This window comes from Modicisalibacter tunisiensis, from assembly GCF_020148005.1.
In the GTDB taxonomy this organism is placed as follows: domain Bacteria; phylum Pseudomonadota; class Gammaproteobacteria; order Pseudomonadales; family Halomonadaceae; genus Modicisalibacter; species Modicisalibacter tunisiensis.
The window spans coordinates 1,142,103-1,155,719 of the sequence record NZ_JAGXFD010000001.1 but is presented as its reverse complement, the minus strand read 5'-3'; the positions used below and the strand labels follow the sequence as shown (position 1 = coordinate 1,155,719).

General features: G+C 67.3%; 11 protein-coding genes and 1 CRISPR repeat array (1 of these 12 cut by a window edge). Of the genes, 7 read left to right on the top strand and 4 right to left on the bottom strand.

Going from position 1 to position 13,617, the window contains the following annotated elements; translation table 11 throughout:
* Window positions 1-190: 190 nt before the first annotated feature.
* Both KGQ91_RS05290 and glnA read right to left on the bottom strand, forming a co-directional pair.
* Window positions 191-787, bottom strand: a complete 597-nt coding sequence (locus tag KGQ91_RS05290) for a DUF4124 domain-containing protein (RefSeq protein ID WP_224420459.1) — start codon at window positions 785-787, stop codon at window positions 191-193.
* 135 nt (window positions 788-922) lie between these two features.
* On the bottom strand, window positions 923-2,332 hold the full coding sequence (gene glnA, locus KGQ91_RS05285; RefSeq protein ID WP_163647855.1) for a glutamate--ammonia ligase: 1,410 nt from the start codon (window positions 2,330-2,332) through the stop codon (window positions 923-925).
* Between the two features lie 558 nt (window positions 2,333-2,890).
* Here glnA and KGQ91_RS05280 point away from each other — a divergent pair.
* Together KGQ91_RS05280 and KGQ91_RS05275 are read left to right on the top strand one after the other, a co-directional pair.
* A complete protein-coding gene (locus KGQ91_RS05280; RefSeq protein WP_224420458.1) occupies window positions 2,891-3,454 on the top strand; it encodes a glycosyltransferase family 2 protein in 564 nt (187 codons plus the stop codon).
* A gap of 80 nt (window positions 3,455-3,534) precedes the next feature.
* Entirely contained in the window at window positions 3,535-4,524 is a 990-nt protein-coding gene (locus KGQ91_RS05275) for a polysaccharide deacetylase family protein (RefSeq protein WP_224415977.1), read from the top strand.
* A 10-nt stretch (window positions 4,525-4,534) separates the two neighbouring features.
* Here KGQ91_RS05275 and KGQ91_RS05270 read toward each other — a convergent pair whose 3' ends face one another.
* The gene (locus KGQ91_RS05270; RefSeq protein WP_224420457.1) at window positions 4,535-5,173 is read right to left on the bottom strand and encodes a periplasmic heavy metal sensor; all 639 of its coding nucleotides are present in this window, start codon (window positions 5,171-5,173) and stop codon (window positions 4,535-4,537) included.
* 179 nt (window positions 5,174-5,352) lie between these two features.
* On the opposite strand from KGQ91_RS05270, the gene typA reads away from it, so the two are divergent.
* Window positions 5,353-7,179 carry a translational GTPase TypA gene (typA, locus tag KGQ91_RS05265; protein ID WP_224415979.1) on the top strand — a complete coding sequence of 609 codons (1,827 nt, stop codon included), beginning with the start codon at window positions 5,353-5,355 and terminating at the stop codon, window positions 7,177-7,179.
* Between the two features lie 220 nt (window positions 7,180-7,399).
* On the top strand, window positions 7,400-8,026 hold the full coding sequence (locus KGQ91_RS05260) for an OmpW/AlkL family protein (RefSeq protein ID WP_224415980.1): 627 nt from the start codon (window positions 7,400-7,402) through the stop codon (window positions 8,024-8,026).
* A 51-nt stretch (window positions 8,027-8,077) separates the two neighbouring features.
* Here the strand turns inward: KGQ91_RS05260 and KGQ91_RS05255 are convergent, their stop codons facing one another.
* Window positions 8,078-8,539 carry a DUF2231 domain-containing protein gene (locus tag KGQ91_RS05255; protein WP_224415981.1) on the bottom strand — a complete coding sequence of 154 codons (462 nt, stop codon included), beginning with the start codon at window positions 8,537-8,539 and terminating at the stop codon, window positions 8,078-8,080.
* A 183-nt stretch (window positions 8,540-8,722) separates the two neighbouring features.
* Here KGQ91_RS05255 and KGQ91_RS05250 point away from each other — a divergent pair, with 183 nt between their 5' ends.
* The 3 genes from KGQ91_RS05250 (at window position 8,723) to KGQ91_RS05240 (ending at window position 9,717) form a co-directional block, all read left to right on the top strand.
* Window positions 8,723-9,031, top strand: coding sequence for a hypothetical protein (locus KGQ91_RS05250; RefSeq protein WP_224420456.1), 309 nt, complete (start codon window positions 8,723-8,725; stop codon window positions 9,029-9,031).
* 248 nt (window positions 9,032-9,279) lie between these two features.
* Window positions 9,280-9,483, top strand: coding sequence for a metallothionein (locus tag KGQ91_RS05245; RefSeq protein WP_224420455.1), 204 nt, complete (start codon window positions 9,280-9,282; stop codon window positions 9,481-9,483).
* A gap of 57 nt (window positions 9,484-9,540) precedes the next feature.
* Complete coding sequence (locus KGQ91_RS05240) at window positions 9,541-9,717, top strand: hypothetical protein (protein WP_224420454.1); 177 nt, start codon at window positions 9,541-9,543, stop codon at window positions 9,715-9,717.
* 380 nt (window positions 9,718-10,097) lie between these two features.
* Window positions 10,098-13,617: direct repeats of the CRISPR family, unit length 29 nt; unit sequence CGGGTTATCCCCGCGCCTGCGGGGATCGG (it continues 6,402 nt past the right edge of the window).

The following is a 13,617-nucleotide window of genomic DNA, read 5'->3' as shown; positions in this document are numbered from 1 at the left end:
CGTCGGGCCATCTCGCAACAAGCAGTGCAAGAAGCGCGCCATGCCGGGCAGCCCGGCATTCAGCGGGATGGAAGTCGATGACGCGCCTCCTGGCGCACCATTATGGTGCATATACGCCACAGGCGCTGCGCCAAGGTGGCGAATGCGACGTATCAACCGCAGGTATCGACGGTCGAGAGAGGCACCTCGCTCAGGGCGATCGGGCGGGATTGTTGGGGTTGGCGGGCAAATGAACGCTGGCACGCTGCACATAGAGGGTCACCGGCGCACTGCGATGGCGCACCTGCCCCCGGGCGTCGAGCAGTTCCGCCTGCAGGGTGTGCTCGCCGCGCACCAGCCCCGTGACCATGAACACCCGGGCGTGCAGCGCCGACTGGCTGACCCGGCCGTCGACGAGCAGGCGCACCTTGTGATCCGGGCGCAGGGCGGGCTCGATGGCCAGCGCCACCTGGACATTGCCGGCGGCGCCGGTGGGCAGCGTCTCGCCATCCTCGGGCTGCGCGATGCGAAAGGTGGTGTAGGGCATGAACGGCGTGTCGGCACTCGCCGGTTGCCGGGCCGTTTCGCGCTCGACATCACGCGCCGCGGGTTCGCGCACGGGGGCGGATGGCAGCACGCTCAGCGGCTCCAGCTCGACACGCTCGCCCTGTTCCACCGGTCGGTCGGTGAAGACCGCATTGCCCTGGGCATCGGTGGTGCGATAGACGCTGGCCGCCGAAACGACGCTCGGTGCCGCACCCGCTACTAGGCAGACGGCCAGCAGCACGGCCGACAGGCAGCGATTCATGGGAGCCCTCCTCCATGGCGTGACGACACGGCCGCGTGTCGCGTCCGAGTGTAACGCAAAAAAAGAGCCCGCCGGTTGGCGGGCTCCGTGTCGCGGCACGTCCGGCGCGCGAGTGCGCCGGACGGGGACGCGGGATCAGCAGCTGTAGTAGAGGTCGAACTCCACCGGGTGCGTCGCCATGCGCAGGCGCTGGACGTCTTCTTCCTTGAGCTCGATGTAGGCATCGATCATGTCGTCGGTGAACACGCCGCCTTCGGTGAGGAAGGCCCGGTCGTTGTCCAGGGCTTCCAGGGCCTGGTCGAGGCTGTTGGCCACGGTCGGCACCTTCTTGCCCTCTTCCGGCGGCAGGTCGTAGAGGTTCTTGTCCATCGCGTCGCCGGGATGGATCTTGTTCTTGATGCCGTCGATGCCCGCCATCAGCATCGCCGCGAAGGCCAGGTAGGGGTTGGCGGTCGGGTCGGGGAAGCGAGCCTCGACGCGCTTGCCCTTGGGGCTGGCGGTGTACGGGATACGGATGGACGCGGAGCGGTTGCGCGCGCTGTAGGCGAGCATGACCGGCGCCTCGAAGCCCGGCACCAGACGCTTGTAGGAGTTGGTGGAGGCGTTGGTGAAGGCGTTCAGGGCCCGTGCGTGCTTGATGATGCCACCGATGTAGTACAGCGCCATCTCGGACAGGCCGGCGTACTCGTCACCGGCGAACTGGTTGCTGCCGTCCTTCCAAAAGGACTGGTGGACGTGCATGCCGGAGCCGTTGTCGCCGACGATGGGCTTGGGCATGAAGGTCGCGGTCTTGCCGTAGGCATGGGCCACGTTGTGGACCACGTACTTGAGCTCCTGGACCTCGTCGGCCTTCTTGACCAGGGTGTTGAACTTCACGCCGATCTCGTTCTGGCCGGCGTTGGACACCTCGTGGTGATGAACCTCCACCGACTGGCCGATCGCCTCCAGGGTGTTGCACATCGCGCTGCGGATGTCGTGGAAGCTGTCCACCGGCGGGACCGGGAAGTAGCCGCCCTTGACCCGCGGGCGGTGGCCCAGGTTGCCGCCTTCCACGTTGGTGGAATCGGTGGCCCAGGCGCCTTCCTCGGAGGTGATCTTGTACATCGCGCCCTGGAGATCGGTCTTCCAGTGCACTTCGTCGAAGATGAAGAATTCCGGCTCCGGGCCGAAGAAGGCGGTGTCGCCCAGGCCGGTGGACTGCAGGTAGGCCTCGGCACGCTTGGCGATGGAGCGCGGGTCGCGCTCGTAGCCCTGCATGGTGGCCGGCTCGATGATGTCGCAGCGCAGCACCAGGGTGGCGTCCTCGGTGAACGGGTCGAGGAAGCCGGAACCATCTTCCGGACGCAGGATCATGTCGGATTCGTTGATGCCCTTCCAGCCTTCGATGGAGGAGCCATCGAACATCTGGCCGTTCTCGAAGAACTCTTCATCGACGGCGCCGGCCGGAATCGTGACGTGCTGCTCCTTGCCCTTGGTGTCGGTGAAGCGCAGGTCCACCCACTTGACGTCGTGTTCTTCGATCAGGGCGAGTGTCTTCTCAGACATGATGTCCTCCACAAATGAGCCGATAGCTCGAATCGATGGCTTGCGTGTCCAGCGTCGTTGTAGCACGCCGCTTCAGGATTGCCCATGACGTGCCGTTCTGGAAAATGAAATGCAGACACCGTGCCAAAATGGCGCATCGCTTTGCCACCCCCTTGCAACCCATTGAAATACAGCAACAAACCTCGCCTCGGCGAGACCAGGTGTGTCCCGGAATGCCGGAGGCCGGAATGGTAGCCCCCGTCCTGGCCGCGCTCATGCACCATGAACGATCACCCGCTCCCACCAATGCACCATAATGGTGCGCTTGATCGCCACGCCCCGAACGGCTCCCCCGATGGGACTTCTCAACCGTGCGCACAGGAAAAAATCAGCCGCGAAGGCGTGCAAAATCAGCAGGCTGCCACATTGATACCCTCTGAAACCACTGGCTACGCTTTATTACAAACAACGCGCGGGACGGCAGGGCACGCTGACAAACCACTACCGAGCGCCAAGGGCGCGGTGCTTCGGGCGGCCGGCGACACGGCAACCGGTCGGCACCGTCACTGGACCGCCATTATGCATTCCTACAGTGTCATCCTTGACGCCCGCCGCGGTCATGCACGCCTGGGGCGCTGCCTGGCCGGCCTCGCGCGGGACTTCGGCCAGACGCCCACCCGTCACGAGATCTGGCTGCTCGTCGACAAGTCTCGCAGTCGCATCGAGCGACTGGCCGATACCCATGGCGCCCGGCAGCTGCTGCTGCCCGACCTGACGCGCGGACAACGCCTCAACATCGCCGCCAACCGCAGCCAGGCCGACGTCCTGCTGTTTCTCGATCCGGCGATCGACCCGCCGCCGGGCTGGCTGACCCTGGTCGACCAGGCGTTGACCTCGCCGCAGTGGGATGTCGTTGCCCTGGTCAGCAATGGCTGGCTCGCCACGCACTGGCTGTCGCGCCTGCCCGGCGGCGGCGGGCGGATTCGGCTGCTGGCGATGCGCCACAGCTGGTTCGAACGGGTCGGCGGCTTCGACCCGGAGCGGGAAGGCACGGCCGAGCGCGATCTGCTGGTTCGCCTGCGTGCCTGTCATGCCAGCGTGCTGCAACGACGCATGGGAGACGGCCAGCGCTCGGCAGGATGAACAGCGACGATGTTGGGTCCTGGGATAGACTGACGAGACACGGAGGTGGCGCGCGCCGAACGCGCGGGGAGGAAAATGCCATGAACGGGCTGGATATGGCGCAGGAACTGGCCTGCCGACTGCGCGGGCACTGGCGGCGCAGCCAGGCGGAACCGCTGTGGGGGCGCAGTGCGATTCTCGTGCTGCCCCGGGTGCTGCCCAGAGATGCCGAGGCCCGGCTGCCGCATCGAGCTCCCTGGTGCCTGGGGCGCGAGAGCCTGGAGCGGCTGCTGATCAACCTGAGCGACATCGCCCGGCTGGTCTGCCTGGGCACGGCACTGCAACCCCATCATGATCCGCAGGCCCGCATCGCCCTGACCTTCGATGCCGGCTGGCGCAGCACGCTCGAGGTGGCCATGCCGCTGCTCGCGCACTACGCCATCCCCGCCAGCGTGTTCCTGAGTACCGGCTGGCTGCGCCATCCGCGGGGCTGCTGGCGCCTCACCATCGGCGAAGGCCTGTGGGAGGGGCACGCCGCCCGACGCATCCACGACACCCTGGCCGATGCCGGCCTGCCGCGACCGCCCCTGCCGCCCGCGTGCCCCGACACCGCCTACAGCCGCGCCCTGGCCCGCTACCTGACGCAGCTCGAGGGCCAGGACCCGCGCCGTCTCGCCGCGGTGGCCGACTACCTGCACGGCGAACTGGACGAGGCGCCCCACAACCTCGACCCCTTCAGTATCCGCCGGCTGGAACACGAGGGCCTGGTACGCTTCGGCTGGCGCGGCGTGGGCCTGAACGACCTGGAGCCGCTCGACGATGACGCCGTACGCCGCCAGGTGAAGCGCGCCCGCCAGGAACTCGCCCGGCTGTGCCGCGAACCGCTGCCGGTCTTCGCCTATCCCGACCGGCAACCCTCGCCGCGTCTACGGCGGCTGGTCGGCCAGTGCGGCGTCAGCCTGGCGCTGGCCGGGCAGGGTGGCTGGCTGTCGCCACGCAGCGACCCGCTTGCCCTGCCCCGCATCCCGCTGACCCAGCCGCTGGCGCAGAGCCCCGGGCGGCTGTTCGACTACCTGCTCGGACAGCTGTGAGCCCGAACACTCACGGCGACTGGTCCTGCTGGTTCTGCTCCATCATCTGGTAGAGCTGTTCGTGCATTTGCCGGGCGTTCTCCTGCATCTGGCGCCGCAGGCGGAAGATCTCCGCATAGACCTTGCCGGCCTGTTCCGGGTCCGCCTTGTCGTCCAGCGACAGCTCCCGCAGTCGCAGGCGCTGCTCCATCATCTTTTCCATCAGCGGCTGCTGCTCCTTGAAGAAGTCACGCTGGAGCTGGCGCAGCTTCTCGCCCTGCGGCCCCCGCTGCCACGACGGGTTGCCCCGCATGCCGCGCCCGTACCAGCCGCCGGCCTCATCGTCATCGTCGTCCATCATGCCGGGGCCCATGCCCGGACCATAGCCGCCCATCATGCCGGGGCCCATGCCCGCGCCATAGCCGCCCATCATGCCGGGACCCATGCCCGCGCCGTAGCCGCCCATCATGCCGGGGCCCATGCCCGCGCCATAACCGCCCATCATGCCGGGACCCATGCCCGCGCCGTAGCCGCCCATCATGCCCGGACCCATGCCCGCGCCGTAGCCGCCATGATCGAACCGGCCGCCGTCATTGCCGTGAGCCAACGCCACGCCGGAACCCAGACCCAGTGACGCCGCCAGCAAACCGCCCAAGAGCCATGCCTTCATCACCAACCTCCTTGCAGATCGTCTCGAAAACGTGCTCCTCCAGACTAGGAAGAAGACCGGCAGGACGGCTTGACGTGGATCACGACATCGACAAAGTGGCCGAAAGCCGCGCCCAATGGTGGCAGGGGCCGGGGGCTAGCCACTATAATGCGCCCCTTATTTCCCTGCAGGATCCCGTCGTGATCGAGAAACTTCGCAACATAGCCATCATCGCTCACGTCGACCACGGCAAAACCACCCTGGTCGACAAGCTCCTCCAGCAGTCCGGCACCCTGGACCGCAAGGCCGAGGGGCAGGAGCGCATCATGGACTCCAACGACCAGGAAAAGGAACGCGGTATCACTATCCTGGCCAAGAACACGGCGATCCGCTGGCAGGCACCCGACGACGAGGTCTATCACATCAACATCGTCGACACCCCGGGACACGCCGACTTCGGCGGCGAGGTGGAGCGCGTGATGTCGATGGTCGACTCGGTCCTGCTGCTGGTCGATGCCGTCGATGGCCCCATGCCGCAGACTCGCTTCGTCACCCAGAAGGCCTTCGATCAGGGCCTGAAACCGATCGTCGTGGTCAACAAGATCGACCGCCCCGGCGCCCGCCCCGACTGGGTGATCGACCAGATCTTCGACCTGTTCGACAACCTCGGCGCCTCCGACGAGCAGCTCGACTTCCCGATCATCTACTGCTCGGCGCTCAACGGCATCGCCGGCCATGAGCCGGACGCCCTCGCCGACGACATGACGCCGATGTTCCAGTCGATCATCGACATCGTCGAGCCGCCCAAGGTCGAGCTCGACGGCCCCTTCCAGATGCAGATCTCGGCGCTCGACTACTCCAGCTACGTCGGCGTCATCGGCCTGGGCCGCATCAAGCGCGGCAGCGTCAGCCCCAACCAGCAGGTCACGGTACTCACCAAGGAGGGCAAGAGCCGCCGCGGCAAGATCGGCCAGGTGATGACTCACATGGGCCTCGAGCGGGTGCAGACCGAGCAGGCGGAAGCCGGCGACATCATCTGCATCACCGGTATCGAGGATCTGGCGATCTCCGACACCCTGTGCGACCCGAACGCCGTCGAGGCGCTGCCGGCACTGACCGTCGACGAACCCACCGTGTCGATGACCTTCCAGGTCAACGACTCGCCGTTCGCCGGCAAGGACGGCAAGTTCGTCACCAGCCGCAACATCCGCGACCGCCTCGAGCAGGAGCTGATCCACAACGTCGCGCTGCGCGTCGAGCAGGGCGAGTCGCCCGAGAAGTTCACCGTCTCCGGGCGCGGCGAGCTGCACCTGTCGGTGCTGATCGAGACCATGCGTCGCGAGGGCTACGAGCTGGCCGTGGGCCGTCCGGAAGTCATCATCAAGGAGATCGACGGCGTCCGGCAGGAGCCCTACGAAGAGGTCATCATCGACTGCGAGGAGCAGCACCAGGGCGCGGTGATGGAAGAGCTCGGCTACCGCAAGGGCGAGATGACCAACATGAACCCCGACGGCAAGGGGCGCGTGCGGCTCGACTTCATCATCCCCGCGCGCGGACTGATCGGCTTCCGCGGCCAGTTCCTGACCCTGACCTCGGGCACCGGCATCCTCACCAGCCGCTTCGACCACTATGGCCCGCTCAAGCCCGACGCCGCCATCGAACGGCGCAACGGCGTGCTGGTCTCGATGGTCCCCGGCAAGGCGCTGGCCTACGCCCTCTACGCCCTGCAGGATCGCGGCAAGCTGATCATCGAGCACGGCACCGAGGTCTACGAAGGCATGCTGGTGGGCATCAACAACCGCGCCGACGACATGGTGGTCAACCCCACCAAGGCCAAGAAGCTCGACAACATGCGCGCCTCGGGCAACGACGAGAACATCGTCCTGACCCCGCCGGTGCGCTTCACCCTCGAGCAGGCGATCGAGTTCATCGACGACGACGAGCTCGTCGAGATCACGCCCAACCACATCCGTCTGCGCAAGAAGCTGCTGACCGAGAACGAGCGCAAGCGCGCCCGCAAGAAGTAAGCACGCCCCGCCTCACGACGACCCCGCCGGCGCCTCGCCCCGGCGGGGTCGTCGTTTCTTGACCTGCAACAGGTTTCGAAATCGCCGGGCCCACGACCGGGCCCCAAACTTGTCCCAGCGCAAATATCCACACAAACTGAAGGGTTATTGTGGCGGGGTTCATCCCGGCGGCGCGTCATGTCGCGCGGCCATGATCCACCCCTGCTCAGGAGACTTCGAGATGCGCACCCCCGCCCTGCTTTCCGCCGCCCTGCTCGCCGGCGGCCTGATGACCAGTGCCTCCGCCCTCGCCTACGGCCAGGGCGACCTGTTCACCCGCTTCGGGGTCGCCAAGGTCGATCCCACCGGCGACAACGGCCGCTTCAGCGACCTGGGGCTCGACGTCGACGTCGGCGATGACAGCGCCTTCGCCTTCACCCTCGGCTACCGCTTCACCGACACGCTGGGTGTCGAGCTGCTCGCCGCCCAGCCCTTCGAGCACGATATCGCGCTCAACGGCGACAACCTCGCCTCCACCAAGCACCTGCCGCCGACCCTGACCCTGCAGTACTACCCGCTGGGCGGCACCGCCTCGCGCGTGCAGCCCTATCTCGGCGCCGGCATCAACTACACCCACTTCTCCGACGAGACGCTCGATGTCGGCACGCTCAACCTCGACGACTCCTGGGGCGCCGCCGCCCAGGTCGGCGTCGACCTGCTGATCGACGAGCACTGGGCGCTCAACGCCGCCGCCTGGTACCTCGATATCGACAGCGATGCCACCGCTACCGTGGGCGGCGTGAACTACGACGCCAACGTCGAGATCGACCCGGTCGTGGTGATGGGCGGGCTCAGCTTCCGCTTCTGAGTCGGCTTCAGGCCGCCCCGGCCAGCGTGCCGGGGCGGCGCGCAGACGCCGTCAGGGATGTGCCGCCGCCACGTTGACGCCGATCTCGTAGACCAGGTCGCCACCGTGATCCGCGGTCATCAGCATCAGCACGACCCCTGCCAGGCCCGCCACCGGCATGACCCACGAAAGCGCCCGGTTGAGCGCAATGCGCCGCCAGTAGACCACCGCCTGAACCAGGGTGAGCAGCCCGAACACGGTCAGCGTGGTCATCGCCAGCTCCTCGTGGGACTCGATGGGCGCCGCGGGGAAACCCTTCTCTCGGGCGATATCGAAGGCCGCATCGCCGAAGCCGGCCGCAACAAGGCCCCCGAGCGTGCCCAGCACCAGCAGCCACAGCGACGCCTTCTGCCAGCTTCGCCGTCGCTCGAACGTCTCCCCGCGCAACACCACCAGACACTGGCAGGCCACGGCCAGCAGCCAGAGCACGATGGGAAAGTGAACCAGCATGGGATGAATATGGGCCATCGACATCGGGTACCTCCCGTTACCGAGGCATGGCCGCCGGACGGCCACGCCGTTAGCGTCAATTCGCTACCCCAGCACAGCGCATTCGTCTTAACACTGGCTTAATGACCGAATGTCCGCCACCCCATGGGCGAGCCACGCCTGGCGCGCTACCCTGACGGTAACTTCATCCCGCAACAGGAGATTTTCATGCACAAGCACATCGAATGGGATTCCCCCGGCGCCGGCAGCGTCAGCGCGCATTACGCCAAGGACCCCAACGACTACGGCGAGCCCCACCCCGGCAGCATCCTCACCGGCCGCTACCGCGGCGTCAGCGTGCGCGTGCGCGTCGAGGCCTACCGCGACGCCACCAGCATCGGCGAGGTTGTCGCGCTGATCGACCCCGACAGCGGCGAACGCATGAAGTCGCTCGGCGAGCTGAATCTTGGCGACATGGTGCGCCTGCCCGACGACAAGCGGGCCTTTCAGCCGGCCGCCCCCGACGCCGACAACTGAGACTCGATACCCGCCCCCGTCAGGACGCATGCTGAAACGCGGTGCCGGACGCACCGCGCTTCATCGGTCTGTTGTGTCGCGCGTCGCTGGTTACTCGAGCCAGCGACGCGACGCCGCCCGATTTCAGAGCCTCGTCGCGCCACCTTTCGCGAGGTGCTCGCCGCCTACCACACGCTGCCCGATCGATTGGCAAAGCGCCCCGCGGCTTGACTACCTTGATTGGTGAATCCGCCAAACAGGAGACAACGATGGCCGATCTGGGAACCTGCGCCTGCGTGGGCTGCGAACACCAGGTCACCAGCGAGCAGAGCGCGATGAGCGAAGGCCAGGCCTTCTGCTGCTCGGCCTGCGCAGCCGGTCACCCCGACGGCATGTCCTGCGTCCACGAAGGCTGCCCCTGCACCGAACTCAACCGTCCGGCTGCCGGCGATCTACCCCGCGACGGCGTCTGAGCCGAAACGTACCGAAAGAGGAAAACCGCCCCCATCATTTCCGGCCAAGGAGCGACCATGCAGAAACAAGCCCGTGTGGAACCGGTATTCGCCGCCCGCGACATGAACGAGAAGATCACCGGCTGGGTCGTGATCGACGAGAGCCAGCCCGACAACGAGAATGTCGTCTCCGAGCACGACACCCAGGACGAAGCGCTGCGCGCCGCCGAGCGCTTCGAGAACGACGAACACTGAGCCCCGCAGCCCGCTCCGGCGGGCTGACCGCCCTCGCCGAACGCCCTGCACCGGCTATACTCCACGAGCGGCATCCGCCGTTTTCGAGTACGCCCCCATGGCACTCAGTGTCACCACCTGCTTCGGCTTCCTCGCCCTGCAACTGCTGCTTCTCGCTCATATCGATCGACGGTTGAATACCAGAACGCAAGCCACTGACGATTCCACCGAAACGTCTGCGAAAGGATCGGCCCCTCAACCATCTACACCGCCCGCCCCGATCAGGCGTGGATAGAAAAATGAGCGTCTTTTCCCTGTGTGGAAAGACGCTCGTATTCTCGAGACGTATTTTCCTACAGCAGGAACTGCTTTCTGGACTGTCTGGGCGGCAGCGAACGCAAACGATTATCCCCGCGCCTGCGGGGACCGGGCGGTGTTCTTGCGCGCCTTGCTGCGCAGCAGCGGGTTATCCCCGCATCTGCGGGGATCAGGCCTCGCGAACCTCGCGGCTCAGATGGGTGTTCGGGTTATCCCCGCGCCTGCGGGGATCGGACCTCGCGAACCTCGCGGCTCAGGTGGGTGTTCGGGTTATTCCCGCGCCTGCGGGGATCGGGCCGGTCGACCAGGTCAGGGCTTCGCCATGCACGGGTTATCCCCGCGCCTGCGGGGACCGGATCTCGTGCGGCAGCGCCTTCATCGACCCGTACGGCTTATCCCCGCACCTGCGGGGATCGGTCCACCATGGCCTTGAAGGCCAGGCCGAGGCGCGGGTTATCCCCGCGCCTGCGGGGATCGGCCACTCATTGAACTCCAGTTCGCGCCAGAACCCGGGTTATCCCCGCGCCTGCGGGGATCGGTTCTACTTCGCCCGCGAGGCGATCGTCGACGCCGGGTTATCCCCGCGCCTGCGGGGATCGGCGACGCCGCACCGGGGGAAGCCTACCCCGCACCGGGTTATCCCCGCGCCTGCGGGGATCGGCGAACCCGGCGACGGCGCGGCCAGCGGAGTGCCGGGTTATCCCCGCGCCTGCGGGGATCGGGCTTCGCGGGGGGCCTCGTGTCGCTCTCCTTTCGGGTTATCCCCGCGCCTGCGGGGATCGGGTCTCGAGCCCAGTCTTGGCGGCGTCGCTGTCCGGGTTATCCCCGCGCCTGCGGGGATCGGAGCCGCAATCACCCCGCGGCGACCACGACAGCCGGGTTATCCCCGCGCCTGCGGGGATCGGCCGAGAGCAGACCAGCCCACCTGAGCGTCGGCCGGGTTATCCCCGCGCCTGCGGGGATCGGCACTCGGCAGCGCCCTTGATGCCATCCCACAGCGGGTTATCCCCGCGCCTGCGGGGATCGGCTGGCGGACGTCCTTCGAGATGTGCGTCGCTGCGGGTTATCCCCGCGCCTGCGGGGATCGGTCCAACGCCAAATGGAATAGGTTCACCGTGTTCGGGTTATCCCCGCGCCTGCGGGGATCGGCTGACCAGCTGCTCCAGGCGTTTGGCCTGATCCGGGTTATCCCCGCGCCTGCGGGGATCGGTTCACCGACCTGTCGCTGACCGTCGCGGGCGGCGGGTTATCCCCGCGCCTGCGGGGATCGGGCCGGCCGGACGCTGCGCGTGACCGGCTATCGCGGGTTATCCCCGCGCCTGCGGGGATCGGGTGGTCATGATGAGTTGTCTCTCGCCAACCAGCGGGTTATCCCCGCGCCTGCGGGGATCGGATCCAGCCTACTGGGCCAATACGCCAAAAGTGCGGGTTATCCCCGCGCCTGCGGGGATCGGAGGTGCGCAGTCTGGAAGCTGACGCCAGTGCGCGGGTTATCCCCGCGCCTGCGGGGATCGGACCCTGGCTCGCATGGAGACCAAGCTGGACGCCGGGTTATCCCCGCGCCTGCGGGGATCGGGGGTCCGACACCGTCAACGTCAACGGCAAGCCCGGGTTATCCCCGCGCCTGCGGGGATCGGGCGTCGGCGGCGTCGGCGAAGGCCGTCCAGTCCGGGTTATCCCCGCGCCTGCGGGGATCGGCGCCTAGCCCCGACAAGCGTGCCGGGCTTCACCGGGTTATCCCCGCGCCTGCGGGGATCGGTAAGCTGCTCGAACTCGGCCACCGAACGCCCCTTCGGGTTATCCCCGCGCCTGCGGGGATCGGAGATCGATAAGCGCCACGGCCAGGACTACCTGAGGGTTATCCCCGCGCCTGCGGGGATCGGTCCCAGAGCGGCGACTACGTATGGGCGGAAATCGGGTTATCCCCGCGCCTGCGGGGATCGGGGTGAACAGCCCGCCCTGGGCGAACTTGCGGCCGGGTTATCCCCGCGCCTGCGGGGATCGGTGGCGCTGGTCGTTGCGGATCCAGTCGACCAGCGGGTTATCCCCGCGCCTGCGGGGATCGGGGGCTTTCACGCTGGTCAGCGCGGCTGAGAATCGGGTTATCCCCGCGCCTGCGGGGATCGGTCCTCCATCCCCTTGCCGTCCTGCTCATAGGACGGGTTATCCCCGCGCCTGCGGGGATCGGGGACAGCGGTACCGCCGACTACACGCTGGTGGCGGGTTATCCCCGCGCCTGCGGGGATCGGTGGTCCGGGCTGAAGTTGTAGAGCATCCCTGGCGGGTTATCCCCGCGCCTGCGGGGATCGGATCAACCGGGCACTCGGCCAGCGTCCCGATGCCGGGTTATCCCCGCGCCTGCGGGGATCGGGCGCGCTGCCTGCGAGACCAGGGCGTGCGCGTCGGGTTATCCCCGCGCCTGCGGGGATCGGGTCCGGACCAGTGACATGAGCGTCGAGCTTTACGGGTTATCCCCGCGCCTGCGGGGATCGGCAATCCTCCTAGAGTGGGTCAGGCGGGTAATGCGGGTTATCCCCGCGCCTGCGGGGATCGGCCGTTCTTCATCTCTCGGGCTGCGGCGAACCCCGGGTTATCCCCGCGCCTGCGGGGATCGGCTCCATCAGGATCGTCGCCTCGAGGCCCGGCACGGGTTATCCCCGCGCCTGCGGGGATCGGTTCCTGACAGAACACGGCAATGACATCATCCGCGGGTTATCCCCGCGCCTGCGGGGATCGGCGTTGGGGTCGGTCGGCTTACAAGCACCCCGGCGGGTTATCCCCGCGCCTGCGGGGATCGGCGTTGGCGGGGAAGTTCCAGTCGGAAGACGGCGGGGTTATCCCCGCGCCTGCGGGGATCGGGATCTCGGAGCGCTCCTGAGCGTCTACACGGCCGGGTTATCCCCGCGCCTGCGGGGATCGGCAGGCATGCGGCCCTCCCTCCAATTGGGTGCTCCGGGTTATCCCCGCGCCTGCGGGGATCGGATCCTCCACCTGCGGACCTCGCTTTTCCCTGACGGGTTATCCCCGCGCCTGCGGGGATCGGTGAAACCAGCGACTATGAAGCCAAGGGAAGGGCGGGTTATCCCCGCGCCTGCGGGGATCGGCATAGCGCTCGGCAATGGTGGCCAGACGTTGGCGGGTTATCCCCGCGCCTGCGGGGATCGGTCGACCTGCTTCGCCCATGCCTGAGCGCGCGCCGGGTTATCCCCGCGCCTGCGGGGATCGGGCAAACAGCAAGCCGTCCACAAGATGACCGGGCGGGTTATCCCCGCGCCTGCGGGGATCGGCGATCTTCCTGATCGAGACGATCAATGCCGGCCGGGTTATCCCCGCGCCTGCGGGGATCGGCGCTCAGGCAACAAACGGCAACAGCAGGCAACCGGGTTATCCCCGCGCCTGCGGGGATCGGTGGGCATCGTCCACGATCGTCATCAGCGCCTGCGGGTTATCCCCGCGCCTGCGGGGATCGGTCGATCTGAAGCTGTCGCGGGATGTCCACGACCGGGTTATCCCCGCGCCTGCGGGGATCGGCTCCATGATGTCCAGCAGCATGTCGTGAATCTCTGGGTTATCCCCGCGCCTGCGGGGATCGGACCCGACCAC

Excerpts from the sequence above, each read along its gene's own strand:
- KGQ91_RS05240 (WP_224420454.1), top strand. The coding sequence starts at position 9,541 with ATGCAGAAACAAGCCCGTGTGGAACCGGTATTCGCCGCCCGCGACATG.
- KGQ91_RS05245 (WP_224420455.1), top strand. The coding sequence starts at position 9,280 with ATGGCCGATCTGGGAACCTGCGCCTGCGTGGGCTGCGAACACCAGGTC.
- KGQ91_RS05270 (WP_224420457.1), bottom strand. The coding sequence starts at position 5,173 with ATGAAGGCATGGCTCTTGGGCGGTTTGCTGGCGGCGTCACTGGGTCTG.
- KGQ91_RS05250 (WP_224420456.1), top strand. The coding sequence starts at position 8,723 with ATGCACAAGCACATCGAATGGGATTCCCCCGGCGCCGGCAGCGTCAGC.
- KGQ91_RS05275 (WP_224415977.1), top strand. The coding sequence starts at position 3,535 with ATGAACGGGCTGGATATGGCGCAGGAACTGGCCTGCCGACTGCGCGGG.
- KGQ91_RS05290 (WP_224420459.1), bottom strand. The coding sequence starts at position 787 with ATGAATCGCTGCCTGTCGGCCGTGCTGCTGGCCGTCTGCCTAGTAGCG.
- glnA (WP_163647855.1), bottom strand. The coding sequence starts at position 2,332 with ATGTCTGAGAAGACACTCGCCCTGATCGAAGAACACGACGTCAAGTGG.
- KGQ91_RS05280 (WP_224420458.1), top strand. The coding sequence starts at position 2,891 with ATGCATTCCTACAGTGTCATCCTTGACGCCCGCCGCGGTCATGCACGC.
- KGQ91_RS05255 (WP_224415981.1), bottom strand. The coding sequence starts at position 8,539 with ATGTCGATGGCCCATATTCATCCCATGCTGGTTCACTTTCCCATCGTG.
- KGQ91_RS05260 (WP_224415980.1), top strand. The coding sequence starts at position 7,400 with ATGCGCACCCCCGCCCTGCTTTCCGCCGCCCTGCTCGCCGGCGGCCTG.